Source organism: Azospirillum sp. (assembly GCF_035628975.1).
In the GTDB taxonomy this organism is placed as follows: Bacteria; Pseudomonadota; Alphaproteobacteria; order Azospirillales; family Azospirillaceae; genus Azospirillum.
The window spans coordinates 1-16,944 of record NZ_DASPIS010000017.1; the positions used below are offsets into that span (position 1 = coordinate 1).

Below are 16,944 nucleotides of genomic sequence, written 5' to 3' on the forward strand. Positions count from 1 at the left end.
GGGCGACGACCTCCAGCGGCTCGCCCCGCAGCAGGCGCGTGACCGCCGCCACTTTGCGCGCCGAGGAGAACCGTTGGGGCGTGCTGGCGTCCGCGCCCGAGGGGGCGCCTGCGCCAGCGTGTTGGGCGCGCTCCGGCGCCCACTCGGGCTTACGCCCCTGTTCCTTGTCCATGTCAAAGACCTCCGGTTGCGGTTCAATCTACCGCAGCCGGGTGTCTCATCGAACCGTGCCGCGCCCCACCGGATTTCCGGTCGCCCTTGTCGAGACTAGCGACGAGGCGTTGAGGCGAGGCTTCGAAACCATCTCAGCCAATCTCGACGGTGCGGTCCGGCGCGGCCAACTCGCGGCAGACCTGCGGGATAGGACACTCGGGATGCTTTCGCTGTCGGCCGAACTTGTCGATCTCGATCGGGCGGATTTCATTGTGGAGGCGGCATTCGAGAACCTCGACGTCAAGAAGTCGATTTTCGCGGCACTCGACGTGATCGCCAAACCCGGTGCAATAATGGCTTCAAGCACGTCGTTCCTAAACATCGACGACATCGCTGCCGTCACAGCCCGCGCGACGGACGTCATCGGAGCGCACTTCCTTCCACCAGCCGAGTTGACGCGTTTGCTTGAAATCGGCGTCGGTACGCGAACCGCGCCGGAGGTCGTGGCGACAGCCTTCGCCCTGGCCAAGCGCTTGGGTAAGGTCGGAGTGCGCGCCGGCATGGGCGACGGCTTCATTGGCAGTCGCATCGTCCGCCAAAGCTTCAAGGCGGCCGAGCGCATGATGATAGACGGTGCGAGGCCGTCGCAGATCGACCAAGCGCTTGAACGGTTCGGCTTTGCCATGGGACCTTTCCGCAGCCTTGGTCTTTCCGGACACAACCCCGATCAGGCCGGGCGTGAACGGAAGGCTGGCCAGGGATTCTACGATCATTCGCAGGATCCGATTGTTCCCTACAAGCCCGCGCTGCAGATCATCGAGGAGGAAGGCGAAAAAGCGGGGATCCCTCCGCACTCCTTCACGGATGAGGAGATCGTCAGCCGTTACATGACTGCAATGATTTCAGAGGCGGCACGCGTGGTGGAGAATGGGATCGCGTTGCGTCCGATCGACGTCGACGCCATCTTACTCTTCGGGTACGGCTTCCCCCGTTTCCGTGGGGGGCCGCTTCATTATGCCGACACGCTTGGCCCGACTGAAATCCTCAACCGTATCGAGCGTTATGCGGTCGAGGACAGCGGCTTTTGGCAGGTGCCGGACCTTCTCCGCCGTATGGCGGAGCGCAACGGCACCTTTGCCAAGTTAAACGAAATGTGTCAAGCGCCTGCCGAACGCCACAGCGGGTGACGGGCACGTTGACCGGATGCTGGAGGGCACCGTCAAGTTGACGGCGGCGCAGTTGCTGGCGGCGGTATGGTGCGGGTATGACGACACGCCCCGATTGCGGCTACGCTGGCTACCCGGAACATCACGGTGAGCTACGAAGCGGTGCGGCAATGGTGCCTGAAGTTCGGTCGGGGGATCTCTACCGACTTGCGCCGCCGGGCGCCACGTCGAGGCGACAACTGGCATTTGGACGAGGTCGTCCTTACAAGTGCCTGGTCAGGCCGTTCAACGGCCCCTTCATCGGGGGGGCAGGGCTGTTCAACGCTACGAGAGACGGCATCGTAGGAGGGCATCCAAGCCGCCAATGGCAAGGCGGTACCGGGTGTCGCGGACGTTGTCGGCGCCGTTGGCGCGCAGGATGTTGGCGGCAAAGGAGCGGATGCGGGCCAGGATGCCGGGGTTCTTGCGAACGCGGGAGGCGTCCTCAGCCATGGCAACGTCGCGGACATAGTGGGCGCGGTTCTCAATTCCCCAGTGCCCGCGGATAGCGGAGGCGGCCACGGCCGCCGTGACGGGGGCACCGCTGACGTGGAACGCCACCTCGTCGGCGCGCGCGGTCCACAGCCCGGAGCGCGACGAGCGGTCCATGCGCTCGCGTCGGACGCGGATGACGGTGGTCAGCAGCCCCTGCCAGTCCGGGTCGAGGGTGTTGTCGGGCAGCGGGAAGACCTCCACGGTGCGGTTCTCCTGCCGTCCGCGGTGGCGATCCTTCGTCTGGACGCGGTCGGTTGGGGCGGTGCCATCGCACAGCGCGCGAACCGCGTTGAGCAGGCCGGGCTGGTTGCCCTTGACTTGGGCGATGAGGACGGCACCACCATCACGTGCAGCCTCGAAGGTTTTTTTGACAATGCATGGCGTCGGCCGTGACGATCCGCTCGGCCAGGCCGAGAGCGGCGAGCAAGTGCTGAACCGCCGGGATCTCGTTCTCCTTCTCGCCCACCTCAATGTGGCCGAGGATCAGGCCGGAGGTCACGTCGAACGCGCTCACCAGATGGACGGCGGCGCGGTCGGCGAAGTGGTCGAAACTGCCCCGCAGGGTCTTGCCGTCGAAGGCGACGACCCGCACGCCCGCGCAGCCGACCTGATCGGCCAAAACGGCGGCGTGGATGCGGAAAACGCGCTCCACCTCGGCCGGATCGAGGGTCTGTAACACCAGTCGGATTGACGTGTAGGCGGGCGCCCGCCGCCAGCGCAGGCCGAACGCCGCCTTCAGGCGGTCGAGATGAACGTCGATGAAGGAATGGATGCCCCGGTAGGAGTTGGCTCCGGCGACCACCGCCAGGATGGCGAACAGCACAAGGTGGGGCAGCGTGTACATCCGGCCCTGCGGGCGCCGAGGGTCCGGAATGGTTCCGAGCAGATCGAGCAGATGAGTGAAGGTCGTCATGGCAATCCCGGTTGGCTGGGCTGCCGAGGAAAGAATCACGCAAAGCGGCCCGCGCGAATCCGGAAAATCTAGCCTCGCATCACAGCGGCGTCAGGCGTGGCAAATCCGACTCACCCGACCAGTCGGAGCGCTGAACAGCCCTGCCTACACATCGAGCTATGAGGTGCAGTGGAACAATTTCGCCGCCTGGCTCATCGCTGGCGGCATGGTCTTCACCGGCCTCACACTCCTGTGGGCGCTCGTCGACCTGTTCCGCACCGGCCGAGACCGGCGTCGCGGGTTCCTCTACGCCATCCTGCTGCTCGCCATCTTCGGGCTCGGGCTCGTCAACTCATTCGTGCATGCACGCGACGCCTGGGGGACCATGCCGGACGGTCTCATCCTTTCGGCGATCGTCACCGCGGCCACGCTCGTCGCGATTTGGCTCGGCATTTCCGGCGTGCGCGTGGGAGGGATGAAATGACACGCTACAGCCTGTTGGCCACCGCCGCGCTCGCCGCCATGCTCACCGCCTGCGACGGCGATCCGGCAGCGCCGGAATACGGCGCCAACCCGCAGTTGCCCGAGCAGCAGCATGGGCTCATCCCCAGCATGAAGATCGCCGATCCCGCACCCTGGGGCGACCGCCGGCCGACGGTGCCGGAGGGCTTCACCGTCACCGCCATCGCGAACGGTCTCGGCATTCCCCGCCAGACCTTGGTTCTGCCCAACGGCGACATCCTGGTCGCCGAGGGCCGGGGCGGCGGCGCGCCGCCGCTGCGGCCGAAGGACCTCATCGCCGGCATCATCAAGGCCAAGGGAACCACCTCGGTGAAGAGCGGCAACCGCCTGACCCTGCTGCGGGACCGCGATGGCGACGGCGTCTATGAGGAACGCACTGTCTTCGCGGAAAACCTGAACGCGCCTTACGGGTTGGCTCTGGTGAACGGTCAGCTCTACGTCGCGAACCAGGATGCGCTGGTGCGGTTTTCCTACCGTGACGGTCAGACCCGCGCCGACGGCCCACCGGTCACCGTCACCCCCCTGCCATCCTACATCAACCACCATTGGACCAAGTCCCTGGCTGCCAGCCCGGACGGACACTTTCTCTACGTCGGCATCGGCTCCAACAGCAACATCACCGAGCGTGGAATGCCGGCCGAGGCCGACCGGGCAATGGTGTGGCAAGTGGATGCCCAGACGGGCGCGCACAGGCCCTACGCCACGGGCATCCGCAACCCAACCGCCCTTGCCATCCAGCCCGGGACGGACACACTGTGGGCGGTGGCGAACGAGCGCGACGAACTCGGGCCGAACTTGGTCCCTGATTACCTCACACGTGTTCGCGAAGGCGGCTTCTACGGCTGGCCCTACAGCTACTGGGGCCAGAATGTCGATCCGCGTGCCCAGCCGCAGGACCCGCAGAAGGTCGCCTCTGCGATCAAGCCGGATTACAGCCTGGGACCGCACGTCGCGGCACTGGGCGTCTCCTTCTCCGCGCCGGCGATGGGCGCGCGCTTCGCCGACGGGGTGTTCGTCGGAGAGCATGGCAGTTGGAACCGGAGTATGCCCAGCGGATACAAGGTGGTCTTCGTCCCCTTCCGCGATGGTGCCCCCGCGGGCCCGCCCACCGATGTCGTGACCGGCTTCCGCGACGAGAATGGCAAGACCTATGGCCGACCGGTCGGCGTCACCGTCGATCCGCGCGGCGCTCTGATCGTCGCCGATGATCTGTCGAACACGATCTGGCGCGTGACTCCGGCGCAGCGGACGCCGGCGGCCGAAGCGCCGTCACGTCCGGGCAGCGCACCTCCCGAGGGTGACCGTCCGCTCAGTTCCCCTCCATATTGAGCGCTCGATCCAGGGGGGAGGCCCTTCGGCCCCCACAGTGATTGGCCGTCGTCTGGACGGCTACCAGCGATGGGAAGATTGGTAAACAGGCTGTTCGCCACCGATTGTGATCCATGCCCACCTTCGCGTCCAACATGATCCGAACCGCCTGCTCGCGGACTTCAAGAGCCCAACGCAGAAAAGGCCGCCGCTGCAGTAGCGGTCGGCCTTGGGTACGTTCGGTAAAGGTTGGTTGCGGGGGCGGGATTTGGTCTTTACCGAACACGGTCTCTGCGCTGAGGAACCGAACGCAAGCGCATCACGACGCTTACGAACGAGACTCACCCGGCGGATAGTTCCGGCTTGCCTGATGCGCTGGATCGCCGCGACCGTTGCGCTTCGCGCATTCTTGATGCGCCATAGACAGTGGCAAAGGCACAAGCCGTGACGTACCAGGCGGGGGAGATCGGATTGCCGGTGGCGCTGATCAGCCAAGTGACGATGAACTGGGCGAAACCACCGAAGATCGATACGCCGACACTGTAGACGATCGACAGGCCCGAGGCGCGGACACGCGACGGAAAGCTCTCCAACAGCAGAAGCAGGCAGGCCCCCGCCCCGACCGCATTGATGGCGATCAGCATCCCGACCACCGCCAGCGCCGCCGGAACGCTGGCGACGTGGGACAGCACCCAGAAGGCGGGATAGGTCAGCAGCGCGCTCGCCAGCGCGGTCCAGACGACGAAGGGACGGCGCCGGTCCAGGCGATCCGACAGAAACCCGGCCAGCGGAGCCACCGCCAGCATCGTCGCCCCGGCGACGCAGCCCGTCAGGAAAGCGGTCTGGGGCGGCAGCCCGACCATCCGGATCAGGTAGGTCGGCATGTAGAAGATGTTCACGTAGGTGGAGGCGGTGCCGCCCATGATCATCAGAACGCCGATCAGCAGCTTTGCCCGGTGACGGGCCAGCAACTCTGCCAGGACGGCGTGGCCGGGATCGGGCTGTGCCGTTTCCGGAAGCAGGCGGCGCAGATGGAGGCCCACCGGAACGATCAGCAGCCCGGCCAGGAAGGGAAGGCGCCATCCCCACGCTTCCAGCGCGTCGGCCGGCAGGTGGGCCGACAACAGATAGCCGCTGAGCGCGCCCAGCAGGGCGGCCGCCCCTTGGCTGGCCATCTGCCAACTGACCCGCAGTCCGCGGCCGGCGGGGTGGCCCAGTTCCATCAGCATGGTCGTCGACACGCCGATCTCACCGCCGGCTGAAAAGCCCTGAAGGATGCGGCCGACGACGATGATGGCCGGCGCGGCCGCGCCGATCTGCGCATAGGTCGGGCAGAGCCCGATCAGCAGGGTGCCCAGCACCATCAGGGCGATGGTAAGCACCAGCGCCGGCTTGCGGCCGACCCGGTCCGCATAGGCGCCGATGACGATCCCGCCCAGCGGCCGGACGACGAAGCCGATGCCGAAGGTCAACAGCGCCAGCAGCAGCGGACCGAACTCCGACTGGACCGGGAAGAACAGTTTGCCGATGGTCAGGGCAAAGAAGCTGTAGATGGTGAAGTCGTAAAGCTCCACCGCATTGCCGATGGACAGCGCCAGGATGGTGGCGGGGCGTGACGGCGCGGGCGGACCGCCGCCGGCGGGTTTCGACGATGCCATGGCCCTTCCCCCTCTTCCGACCATCCGGGGCGCACGAAGGCGTTCATAAGAATTCCTTCAATTAGCCTTCGCAAACCAAAGGAAACGGCACATCCAGGATATCGATCGGAGAGGCTTGCGTCCCTTTTTGCAGCAGACCTGCAAATCAAGACACAAAACAATCCAAATCAACCCCTTGAGCGTCCCGGTTGTTTCCCCGGTAATATTATTAATACCTAGGGATAGCTTTGAAAAGCGCCCAGATCCGGTAGCCATTGGAGCACCGGCGAACCGCGGCGCCAATCAGCCGAACCGTTGACGCACACATACGAGGACTTGAACCATGCGATCCGAAGACACGACGTCGGCGCAGGATGCCACGCGCCGCAGCTTCATCGTCGGAACCGTCGGCACCGCGATCGCCGGGGCCGCCGCAGGGGCCACCATCGCGACCACCGCCGCGGCGGCCGAACGCCAGCCCGCCGGAAACGGCTCTGTCCAGCAAAGGGAAGGGAAACGGACGATGACCAACGGCAAGACCGAAGACGGGTTCGTCACCGCCAAGGACGGCGTATCGATCTATTACAAGGATTGGGGACCGCGCGACGCCCAGACGGTCATGTTCCACCATGGCTGGCCGCTGACCGCCGACGACTGGGACGCGCAGATGCTGTTCTTCCTGAACCAGGGCTACCGCGTCGTCGCCCATGACCGGCGGGGGCATGGCCGCTCCACCCAGACGGCGACCGGCAACGAGATGGACACCTATGCCGACGACGTGCTGGCGGTCGTCGCCGGGCTGGGGTTGAAGAACGTCTTCCATGTCGGCCATTCAACCGGCGGCGGCGAAGTCGCGCGCTACCTGGGCCGCCACGGCACCTCGCGGGCGGGAAAGGCGGCTCTGCTGGGCGCCGTTCCGCCGATCATGGTCAAGACCGAGGCCAATCCCGGCGGCCTGCCGCTGGAGGTGTTCGACGGCTTCCGCGCGGCGCTGGCCGCCAACCGCGCCCAGTTCTTCCGCGACATCCCGTCCGGCCCCTTCTACGGCTTCAACCGCGACGGCGCCCAGGTCTCGCAGGGCGTCATCGACAATTGGTGGCGGCAGGGGATGATGGGCGGCACCAAGGCCCATTACGACTGCATCAAGGCCTTCTCCGAGACCGACTTCACCCAGGATCTGAAGAAGATCGACATCCCGGTCCTGGTGATGCACGGCGACGACGACCAGATCGTCCCGATCGCCGATTCCGCCCTGCTGTCGTCCAAGCTGCTGCCGAAGGGCACGCTCAAGGTCTACAAGGGCTTCCCGCACGGCATGGCGACCACCCATGCGGAAACCATCAACGCCGACCTGCTGGCCTTCTTCAAGGCCTGAAGGATGCTTCTCCCCCGCAGGGCCGCGCCCGGCGCTGCGGGGGTCAACCTATACGCAGGTATGAATGGCGCATCCTGCTCCACCTGTTGAAATGGATCGGCCGCAACGGACAGGGTTGACGGGCCGGGCCGCGGCTGGAGTGCGATGTTGTGCTGAGTGTTCCCACCATCTGCGTCGTCGACGACGATGAAAGCATCCGGGAGAGCCTGGACAACTTTCTGCGTTCGGTGGGGATGCTGGTCCGGACCTTTTCCTCGGCGGAGGAATTCATCGCCTATGGCGGCAAGGCGGACTGCCTGATCACCGACCTGAACCTGACCGGCATGAACGGGCTCAGCCTGCATATGGTGCTGCTGCAGCAGGGCCGCAGCCATCCCGTGATCGTGATGACCGCCTTCGCCACGCCGGCGGCCCGCAGCCGCTCGCTCGCACAGGGGGTCAGCGCCTTTCTGACCAAGCCGCTCGACCCGGAAAGCCTGCTCGTCCTCATCGAAAACGTGCTCAAGACCGAACGGGACCGCGCCCAATGACCGGCCAGCCTTGCCGCAGCGACACCACCGCCGGAGGATACCACTTCGCCGGCTTTGCCACGGGGGAACGGCCCGGCTACGATGGGCCGGCCGGCCGGAGCGGCGGGAAAACGGGTTCGGGGGAGAAATCCATGGCGGATGGCGGCAACCCTTCCCTGGTCTGCATCATCGACGACGACGCGGACGTGCGATGTGCGGTGGACAGTCTTCTGCGCTCCGCCGATTACCGGGTGATGACCTTCGCCTCGGCGGAGGAGTTCCTCGCCTGCGGCGAAGCGGCCGATGCCGCCTGCCTGATGCTGGACGTCTATCTGGACGGCGCCGACGGGCTGGAGGTTCAGCAGGCGCTGCAGGACCGTTCCATTTCGGTGCCGGTGGTGCTGATGACCGGCCAGGGCGACATCCCGATGACGGTGCGCGGCATGAAGGCCGGCGCCGTGGATTTCCTGACTAAGCCCTTCACCGAACCGGACCTGCTGCAGGCCGTCGCCGAGGCGGTGGAACTGGACAGCCGGCGCCGCGCCGAACGCGGGCAGGACGACACGGTGCGCGGACACTACGCCAAGCTCACCCCGCGCGAGCGCGACGTGATGGCCCTGGTCACCGCCGGGCTGATGAACAAGCAGGTGGCGGCGAAGCTGGATCTCAGCGAGGTCACGGTGAAGATCCACCGCGGCAACCTGATGCGCAAGATGCACGCGCAGTCGCTGGCCGACCTCGTCCGCATGGCCGAGATCCTGGGCGTGCGCGAACGGACGGTGACCCGCTACAGCGTCGCCGGCTGAACCGGTCCCGCCACCGGCAGCGAGCCAGCCACCGGCAACGAGAAGGACAGGCTGGCGCCGCCCGGCGCGCCGTCGCGGCCGTTGGCCGCCCACAGCCGTCCGCCATGCTCCTCCACGATCGTCTTGCAGATCGACAAGCCGAGCCCCATCCCCTCCTGCTTCGTGGAGAAGAAGGGGTCGAAGATCCGCGGCAGCACCTCGTCCGGAATGCCGGGTCCGCTGTCGGTGACGGTGAAGGTCACCGCATCCGCCCCGTCCGCCGCGGCTGCGATGGCGATGCGGCGTTCCGGCGACCTGGCCGCCTGCATGGCCTGGATCGCGTTGTAGGCGATGTTGACGATGACCTGCTGGATTTGCGTGCGGTCGCCGATGACGGGCGGCAGATGGGCGGGCACGTCGATGGCGATCCTGGTCTTCTGCCGATGGGCTTCATGCTCCACCAGCGTGACCGCGTCGGCGATGCAGTCATGCGGCTTCATCGGCGTGGCGGACAATTCCCCTCGCCGCGCGAAGGAGCGCATTTTTGCAACCACCCGCACCGCATGCTGCGTGCCGGCGGTGATGCGGTTCAGGCTGGTGGCCACCTCGTCGAGATTCGGGATCTCGCGGGCCAGCCAGCGCGTCGCCGCGGCGGCATGGCCGGCGATGGACGCCAGCGGCTGCGACACCTCATGCGTCAGCGACGCCGCCAGTTCCCCCACCAGCGAAAGGCGCCCGGCATGGCTGAGATTGGCCTGGGCCTCCATCAGCGCTCCCTGCACCCGCTTCAGTTCCGTGACGTCGACGGCGAAGAAATAGAGGCGGCCGTAGGCTTCGGGGCCGGCGGGTCCCGGCGGCAGGCTCGCCCGCCACAGGATGGGCACGGTGCGGCCGTCCCTGGTGTGCAGCACGCGCTCGCCCTGGCAGACGGCGTCGCCGCGCACCATCGCCCGGAACACCTGGACGTTGCTGGCGGGATTGGCCGGCAGCCTCACCCGCGATTCCCGCAGGAAGGTCTCCTTGTCCTCGAATCCCAGCAGGTCGAGCGCGGAGCGGTTGGCGTCGAGGATGCGGTGGAACCGCCGCACGTCGAAGAAGAATTGCGGATTGCCGTCCAGGAAGCGGTCGAAATCCGTCACCCCGCCGGCGATCACCTCGTCTACCGCGCGCTTCACCCCCGACCAGTCCTCGCACAGGATCGAGATGGGCGAGATGTCGAACAGGTCGGCATGCCGAAGGTCCATCGCCCGTAACCCTTTCCCATCGCCGCACACCATATCGGGACATTGCGATCCGTTGTCCTTCACCATCTATAGGAAACTCTTGGAAAGACGGCAACTTTGTCTCGATTGGCGGCCTCCTGCCGTTTCCGGCCATTCAATGTCGGAACGCTTCGGCATTCTTAATACCTAGGGATGGATACGAGACGGGCGGGTGGTGGGGAAGAATGGGCGACAGCCGAACTCCCCACATAACTCCTTCACGGAGACCGCCATGACCACCATCCATGTCAATGGCCGCGCCTACCAGGTGGCGGTCGAGGACGACACGCCGCTGCTCTGGGTCCTTCGCGACACGCTGGGGCTGACCGGGACGAAATATGGCTGCGGCATCGCGCAATGCGGCGCCTGCACCGTGATGATCGACGGCATGGCCGTCCGCTCCTGCCAAACGCCGGTGGACAGCGTCGGCGACGCCGACATCCTCACCATCGACGCCATCGAGGAGGACCCCGTCGGCCGCAAGGTGGTGGAAGCCTGGGTCGCCGGACAGGTGCCGCAATGCGGCTATTGCCAGTCGGGACAGGTGATGGCCGCCACCGCCCTGCTGAAGCAGACGCCCAACCCGACCGACGGCGACATCGCCGACGCGATGACCAACCTGTGCCGCTGCGGAACCTACAACCGCGTCGCCGCCGCCATCCGCCAAGCCGCCGGCTGAGAGGAGCACGCATCATGGAACGACTGCTCACAGCTGCGCCGAACAGGCACAAGGATCCTCTCGAACTCCAGATCGAGGCACAGTCGGCCGTCGCGCTGATGAAGCCGGACGGCGTTTCCAACCTGTCGCGCCGCGCCTTCCTCGGCTTCGGCGCCAGCGCGCTGGTGCTGGGCGCCCTGCTGCCGTCCATGCCGGTGCGGGCGCAGACCGCCGCCGCGGCCGTCAAGCCGGGCACCCGCATCCCGGCCTTCCTGGTCATCGGCAAGGACAATGCCGTCACCCTGCTCAGCCCCTTCGTGGAGGGCGGCCAGGGCATCAACACCGGGCTGGCCCAGATCGTCGGCGAGGAGCTGGACGTCGATCCCGGCCGCTTCACCGTGGAATGCGCCCCGCCGGGGCCGGATTACGCGGTCATCAACGGGTTGCGGATGACCGGCGGCAGCTTCTCCACCCGGTCGAGCTACCCGCTGATGCGCCGGCTGGGCGCCACCGCCCGCGACATGATGATCCGTGCCGCCGCGGCGAAACTGAAGGTAAAGCCGGAGAGCCTGAAGACGGAGGACGGCTTCGTCATCCATGCGGCGAGCGGCAGGCGGATGTCCTATGGCGAGCTGGCTCCCGTCGCCCTCGCCCTGCCGCCGCGCGAGGACGTGGCCCTGCGCGACCCGGCCAGCTTCCGCTATATCCGCCAGCCGGTGGCGCGGCTGGACGTGCGGGCGAAATCGACCGGCAAGGCCGTCTACGCCATCGACCAGAAGCTGGAAGGCATGCTCTATGCCGCGGTCCAGCATGCGCCCAACCAGGGCACCAGCGTGCAGTCCATCGCCAACGAGGCCGCGGTGGCGGCGATGCCCGGCGTCCATTCCGTCCACAGGCTGCCGGGTGCGGTGGCGGTCGCCGCCGACAGCTGGTGGCGCGCCCGCAAGGCGGTGGAGGCGCTGTCGGTGAACTGGTCCGCCCCCGCCGCCACGGGATTCGACACGGTGGCCGCCGACTATGCGTCGGACGGGCTGCTGGCCGCGCTGAAATCCTCCACCGAGGCCGGGCTTCCGGCGGAGACGGAGGGCGACGCCGCGGCCGCCTTCGCCAAGGCTGCCAAGGTGATCGAGGCGGACTATGACGCCCCCTATCTGGTCCACGGCCAGCTGGAGCCGCCCTCTTCCATGGCGCGCTTCAACCCGGACGGCACGCTGGAGCTGTGGGCACCCAACCAGATGCCGGAGCTGTTCCAGTCGGTGGCGGCCCAGACCGCCGGGCTGGCGCCGGAGAAGGTGATCCTGCATTCGCCGATCCTGGGCGGCTTCTTCGGCCGGCATTTCCTCTATGGCAGCGCCAACCCCTTCCTGCAGGCGATCCAGTTGGCCAAGGCGACCGCCCGCCCGGTGAAGGTGCTGTGGTCGCGCGAGGAGGAGTTCCGCATGGACGCCCTGCGCCCGCTGAGCTTCAGCCGCTTCCGCGCCGCCATCGGCGCCGATGGGCGCCCGACCGCGATCCAGGCGCGCACTGTCGGCGAAGGGCCGCTCGGCCGCTGGTTCGGCGCGGTGTTCAAGGACCCGGTCGACAGCTCGGCGGTGGAGGGCATCACGGAGAAGCCCTACGCCATCCCCAACCGGCGGATGGAGTACGTCAAGTTCCCCCACCCCGTGACCATCGCCTTCTGGCGCTCCGTCGGCCATTCGATGAACGACTTCTTCTATGAAGGCTTCCTGGACGAGATCGCCGATGCCGGCGGCCAGGATCCCTTCGCCCTGCGGATGGAGCTGCTGAAGGGCAAGCCGCGCCATGCCAAGCTGCTGGAGACCGTCGCGGCGATGTCCGGCGGCTGGAAGCGCGGCCCCTACGAGGTGGACGGCACCCGCCGCGCCCGCGGCGTCTCCATGGCCTCCCCCTTCGGGTCGGAGACGGCGACCATCGCCGAGGTGTCGGTCCAGGGCGGCGAGACGCAGGTCCACAATGTCTGGGTCGCCTTCGATCCCGGCAGCATCGTCAACCCCGCCATCGTGAAGTCGCAGGTGGAATCGGCCGTGGCGCTCGGCCTGTCGGCCACGCTGTTCGAGGAACTCGTCTACAAGGACGGCGTCCGCCAGTCGCACAATTTCGACGATTATCCGATCCTGTCGCGCCGCTCCATGCCCGCCGTGCATGTGGAGATCGTGGAAAGCGGCGCTCCGATGGGCGGCGTCGGCGAACCGGGCCTGCCCGGCGTCCCGCCGGCGGTGGTCAATGCGGTGGCGGCACTGACCGGCCAGCGCATCCGCAGCCTGCCGCTGGCGAAGAACAAGATCGGGGTCTGAGGACGCCCCCCTGCCCCGTCGGCGTGAATGTCCGGAAATGTGGTTTCCGTGACATTCACGCCGACGGGCATCCGTCCTAAACTTTGCGCATCCGCCATTTCCGGCCGCCTGTTTCTGGCAGGACGCGAGGCTGTTTGTCGCTGCCTGCCGCTTGTGCCGTCCGGAATGGCCCGCACAGGAATCCTTGCATGGCCACCACCGCACTTCAGTCCAGGGCGCCGCTCTATTGGCTGGCGCTCGGGTCCTTCGCCGTCGGGACCGAGAGCTTCATGATCGCGGCGATCCTGCCGGACATCGCCGCCGACCTGTCGGTCAGCGAACAGGCGGCGGGACAACTGGTGTCCGTCTTCGCTCTGACCTATGCCGCCAGTTCGCCGGTGCTGACCGCCCTGACCGGGGCGGTCAGCCGGCGCCTTCTGCTGATCGCCACCATGCTGGCCTTCGTCGCCGCCAACATCGTGGCGGTGGTCGCCGGCAGCTATGGCGGGCTGATGGCGGCGCGCATCCTGCTCGCCATGGCGGCAGGTCTGTTCGTGCCCAACGCCAACGCGCTTGCCGGCGTGCTGGTGCCGCCGTCCGAGCGCGGCCGCGCCCTGTCCATCGTCACGAGCGGCCTCAGCCTCGCCATCGTGTTCGGCGTGCCGTTGGGCGCCGTCGTCGGCCACACGCTGGGCTGGCGCATGACCTTCGGCGGCGTCGCCGTTCTGTCGGTCGCGGCGGCGGCCGGGCTGCTGCTCGGGCTGCCGCGCGCCTTCGGGTCCTCCGCCCCGGTGGCCGGGCTGCGCGAGCGGCTGACGGCGCTCGGAAACCCGGCGGTGCGCCGGCCGCTGGCCGTCACCACCCTGTGGGCGATGGGTCCCTTCACCGTCTATCCCTACATCGCCTCCTACCTTCATCAGGTGACCGGGTTGGAGGGGGCGGCGGTCGGCATCGCCCTGTTCGCCTGGGGCCTGTCGGCCTTCGTCGGGCTCGCCATCGGCGGGCGGCTGACCGACCGGCTGGGCGGCGCCCGCATCGTGGCGCTGACCCTGCCGCCGGTCACGCTGGCGCTGGCGAGCCTGTCGCTGACGGCGGAGCTGCTGCCGCCGGCTCTGGCGCTGCTTCCCGCCTTCGCCGGAATCATGGTGTGGGGCTTCGCCGCCTGGGCCTTCTATCCCGGCCAGCAGGCCCGGCTGATCGGCATCACCGGGCCGCAGCATGCGCCGATCATCCTGTCGGTCAATGCCTCCTTCCATTATTTCGGCTTCTCGCTGGGAGCCGCGCTGGGGTCGCTGGTGCTGAGCGTCGGCAGCGTGCGCGAGCTGGGCTGGGTCGGCGCGTCCTGCGTCGCGCTGGCCTGCCTGCTGGAGTTCGCCCCGTCCAAGGCGCCGCGGCTGGCGGAATTCCCGGCAGAATGAGGCATACGCAATGAAAAGGGCCGCCGAACGAAGGTTCGGCGGCCCTTTCCTGTTTCGTATCCGATCAGACCGGAATCGGGTTCTCGGCGATGTAGCTGTTGAATCCCATCACCAGAGCATGTTCGTTCGGACCAGCGTTGTTGCGCATCGGGCGGGCGCTCTCGACGATGGCCTCCTCCGCGTCCGTGGCCAGCGCCGCCATGGTCTGTTCGATGAAGGCATCCAGCGGCATGGCGCGGGGATCGTCGCCCTTCTTGATCAGGTCGGTGTTGACCCAGGGCGGCGCGATTTCCTGCACGGTGACGCTGGTGTTGCGCAGCATGAAGCGCTGGGACAGCGTGTAGCTGTGCAGCGCCGCCTTGCTGGCCGAATAGACCGCCGTGTTGGCCAGCGGCGTGTAGGCGAGCACCGAGGTGTTGTTGACGATCACGGACCGCGGCTGCGCCTTCAGATGCTCGATCAGGGCCGAGGTCATGCGGATGGGGCCGAGCAGGTTGGTGGTGATGATCGACTGCGCCTGCGCATCGTCCATCGGGCCGGAGGCGTCGTCGAAGGGCATGATGCCGGCGTTGTTGATGAGGACGTTCAGCGTCGGGTTCTCGGCGACCAAGCGCTCGGCCGCGGCCTGGATGCTGACCGGATCGGCGATGTCCAGCTCGACGGACTTCATGCCGGGGTTGGCGGCGGTTACCTGCTCCAGCAGGGCCTTGCGCCGACCGGCGATGATGACCTGATTGCCCAGCTTGTGGAACGCCTCGGCCAGCCCGCGGCCGATGCCGGAGGTGGAGCCGGTGATGAAGATGGTGTTGCCGGTGAGCTGCATGGCCTGGTGTCCGTCCTTGTCTGGAATAGAGGGTCTGGAATAGGGGATCTGCAATCGGGCAAGCGGGAGCATCAGGGAAATGAAGTATTCCCCAAGCAAACTCTGTGTCCGACGATGTGAAAACCTAACGCACCCGAAGTGTCGGCGGAGCCATATCTAGGTATTAATGGATGCGGCGAATGTCCGCCCCCCGGCCGGCGTTCATTCCAGCGCCGACGCCCGGCCGCTTTCCACGGACCGGCGGATCACCTGCGGCGGCTGTCCATAGGCGCGCAGGAAGGCGCGGCGCATGCGCTCGCGGTCGGCGAAGCCGGTTTCGCGGGCGACGACGTCCATCGAATGGCGCCCCTCCTCCATCATCACGCGCGCCGCCTCCAGCCGCAGATGCTCCACCGCCTTGGCCGGCGTCTGGCCGGTTTCCTGGCGGAACAGGCGGCTGAACTGGCGCGGGCTGAGATTGGCCACCTCCGCCAGTTCCTCCACCGACAGCTCGTTCCTCAGGTTCTCCTTGGCATGGACCAGCGCCCGCCGCACGCGGTCGGACCGCGGTTCCAGATCCAGCAGGGCGGAGAATTGCGACTGCCCACCGGGCCGGCGCAGATAAACCACCAGCTTGCGCGCCACCGCCTTGGCGATCTCGGCGCCGAAGTCGTCCTCGACCAGCGCCATGGCAAGGTCGAGGCCGGCGGTCATCCCGGCGGACGTCCAGACATTGCCGTCGACGCTGAAGATGCGGTCCTCCTCCACCTTCACGGCGGGATAGAGCCGTTGAAGGGTGCGGGCATGGTTCCAGTGGGTGGTGGCGCGGCGTCCGTCGAGAAGCCCGGCCTCGGCCAGCACATAGGCGCCGGTGCAGATGCCGGCGACCCGGCGCGATTTCCCCGCCGCCTGGCGCAGATAGGCCAGAAAGCCGGGGGTGGAGGGCTTGACCCGCAGCGAGCCGATGGTGACGGTGGTGTCGAAGAATCCGTCACCGAAGGGCCGGGTTTCCACGGAGAAGCCCAGGGAATTGCGCACCGGCCCGCCCTGTTCCGACAGGACATGGACCTGATAGGCCGGCCGGCCGAGCACGAGGTTCGCCATCTCGAAGGCCGAGAGCGCAGCCAGTCCCATCACCTGGAAATCGTCGAACACCAGGAAACCGATGGTGAGCATGTCCCGCCCTGCCTTGTCAGCCATGTCTTGCCAGTAAGCCGCAAGCCCGTGGATGCGGCGGCGGGACTCAGACTATGCCGCAGTCGCCTTGTCTGGAATGTCAAAGGCACCACGATTCCGGACATCGCAGCGGGACACGATGTCCGGAATCGCTCACTCCCGGCCGAGGCGGCGGATTGCCCGCATGGCGCGCTCAGGGCTCAGGGTTTGGTCAGGCTGGTGCGTGCCGCCTCCAGGATCTCGTCCGACAGGTCGGGGTCGTCGACGGCACGGGCGAGGATGAGGGCGCCGACCATGCCGGACAGGGTGGCGAGCGCCGCCTTGCGCTTCGCCTCCTCCGAGCGGCCCGGCACCAGCCGCTGCAGCATGTCGATGAAGGGGCGCAATCCCCGGGTGAAGGCACTGCGCGCCACGCCGCCCTGCCGGGCCACATCGACGCCAAGCGCCGCGATG

At 67.2% G+C, this 16,944-nt stretch carries 13 protein-coding genes and 2 pseudogenes; 9 read left to right on the plus strand and 6 right to left on the minus strand.

Annotation, left to right across the window (positions count from 1 at the left end; all coding sequences use genetic code 11):
- Positions 1 to 170: 170 nt before the first annotated feature.
- On the plus strand, positions 171 to 1,340 hold the full coding sequence (locus tag VD964_RS03540; RefSeq protein ID WP_324865636.1) for a 3-hydroxyacyl-CoA dehydrogenase: 1,170 nt from the start codon (positions 171 to 173) through the stop codon (positions 1,338 to 1,340).
- A gap of 303 nt (positions 1,341 to 1,643) precedes the next feature.
- On the opposite strand, the pseudogene VD964_RS29855 reads toward VD964_RS03540, so the two are convergent.
- Positions 1,644 to 2,766 (minus strand): annotated as a pseudogene (locus tag VD964_RS29855) (ISAs1 family transposase).
- On the opposite strand from VD964_RS29855, the gene VD964_RS03555 reads away from it, so the two are divergent.
- Both VD964_RS03555 and VD964_RS03560 read left to right on the plus strand, forming a co-directional pair.
- Positions 2,753 to 3,229, plus strand: a complete 477-nt coding sequence (locus VD964_RS03555) for a DUF2231 domain-containing protein (RefSeq protein WP_324865640.1) — start codon at positions 2,753 to 2,755, stop codon at positions 3,227 to 3,229. The pseudogene VD964_RS29855 and the gene VD964_RS03555 overlap by 14 nt on opposite strands.
- A complete protein-coding gene (locus tag VD964_RS03560; protein WP_324865642.1) occupies positions 3,226 to 4,596 on the plus strand; it encodes a sorbosone dehydrogenase family protein in 1,371 nt (456 codons plus the stop codon). Before VD964_RS03555 ends, VD964_RS03560 begins: the two co-directional genes overlap by 4 nt.
- Before the next feature lie 320 nt (positions 4,597 to 4,916).
- Here the strand turns inward: VD964_RS03560 and VD964_RS03565 are convergent, their stop codons facing one another.
- On the minus strand, positions 4,917 to 6,233 hold the full coding sequence (locus tag VD964_RS03565) for an MFS transporter (RefSeq protein ID WP_324865644.1): 1,317 nt from the start codon (positions 6,231 to 6,233) through the stop codon (positions 4,917 to 4,919).
- Between the two features lie 502 nt (positions 6,234 to 6,735).
- Here VD964_RS03565 and VD964_RS03570 point away from each other — a divergent pair.
- From VD964_RS03570 to VD964_RS03580, 3 genes are all read left to right on the plus strand, one after another.
- Positions 6,736 to 7,587 carry an alpha/beta hydrolase gene (locus VD964_RS03570; protein WP_324865665.1) on the plus strand — a complete coding sequence of 284 codons (852 nt, stop codon included), beginning with the start codon at positions 6,736 to 6,738 and terminating at the stop codon, positions 7,585 to 7,587.
- A 149-nt stretch (positions 7,588 to 7,736) separates the two neighbouring features.
- The gene (locus VD964_RS03575) at positions 7,737 to 8,117 is read left to right on the plus strand and encodes a response regulator transcription factor (RefSeq protein WP_324865646.1); all 381 of its coding nucleotides are present in this window, start codon (positions 7,737 to 7,739) and stop codon (positions 8,115 to 8,117) included.
- Positions 8,114 to 8,902, plus strand: coding sequence for a response regulator transcription factor (locus VD964_RS03580; RefSeq protein ID WP_324865648.1), 789 nt, complete (start codon positions 8,114 to 8,116; stop codon positions 8,900 to 8,902). The genes VD964_RS03575 and VD964_RS03580 overlap by 4 nt, the downstream gene beginning before the upstream one ends.
- On the opposite strand, the gene VD964_RS03585 is transcribed toward VD964_RS03580, so the two are convergent.
- Positions 8,884 to 10,125, minus strand: coding sequence for a sensor histidine kinase (locus VD964_RS03585; RefSeq protein ID WP_324865651.1), 1,242 nt, complete (start codon positions 10,123 to 10,125; stop codon positions 8,884 to 8,886). The genes VD964_RS03580 and VD964_RS03585 overlap by 19 nt on opposite strands.
- A gap of 250 nt (positions 10,126 to 10,375) precedes the next feature.
- Between VD964_RS03585 and VD964_RS03590 the strand changes: the two genes are divergently transcribed.
- The 3 genes from VD964_RS03590 (at position 10,376) to VD964_RS03600 (ending at position 14,513) form a co-directional block, all read left to right on the plus strand.
- Positions 10,376 to 10,822 (plus strand): (2Fe-2S)-binding protein, encoded by a 447-nt coding sequence (locus tag VD964_RS03590; protein ID WP_324865653.1) that lies wholly within the window; start codon positions 10,376 to 10,378, stop codon positions 10,820 to 10,822.
- Between the two features lie 14 nt (positions 10,823 to 10,836).
- Positions 10,837 to 13,116, plus strand: coding sequence for a xanthine dehydrogenase family protein molybdopterin-binding subunit (locus tag VD964_RS03595; protein ID WP_324865655.1), 2,280 nt, complete (start codon positions 10,837 to 10,839; stop codon positions 13,114 to 13,116).
- Positions 13,117 to 13,304: 188 nt separating this feature from the next.
- Positions 13,305 to 14,513 (plus strand): MFS transporter, encoded by a 1,209-nt coding sequence (locus VD964_RS03600; protein ID WP_324865657.1) that lies wholly within the window; start codon positions 13,305 to 13,307, stop codon positions 14,511 to 14,513.
- A gap of 64 nt (positions 14,514 to 14,577) precedes the next feature.
- On the opposite strand, the gene VD964_RS03605 is transcribed toward VD964_RS03600, so the two are convergent.
- The 3 genes and pseudogenes from VD964_RS03605 to VD964_RS03615 form a co-directional block, all read right to left on the minus strand.
- A complete protein-coding gene (locus VD964_RS03605; RefSeq protein WP_324865659.1) occupies positions 14,578 to 15,336 on the minus strand; it encodes an SDR family oxidoreductase in 759 nt (252 codons plus the stop codon).
- A gap of 201 nt (positions 15,337 to 15,537) precedes the next feature.
- On the minus strand, positions 15,538 to 16,491 hold the full coding sequence (locus VD964_RS03610; protein WP_324865661.1) for a GlxA family transcriptional regulator: 954 nt from the start codon (positions 16,489 to 16,491) through the stop codon (positions 15,538 to 15,540).
- A 200-nt stretch (positions 16,492 to 16,691) separates the two neighbouring features.
- Positions 16,692 to 16,944: pseudogene (locus tag VD964_RS03615) on the minus strand (TetR/AcrR family transcriptional regulator); the annotation flags it as partial.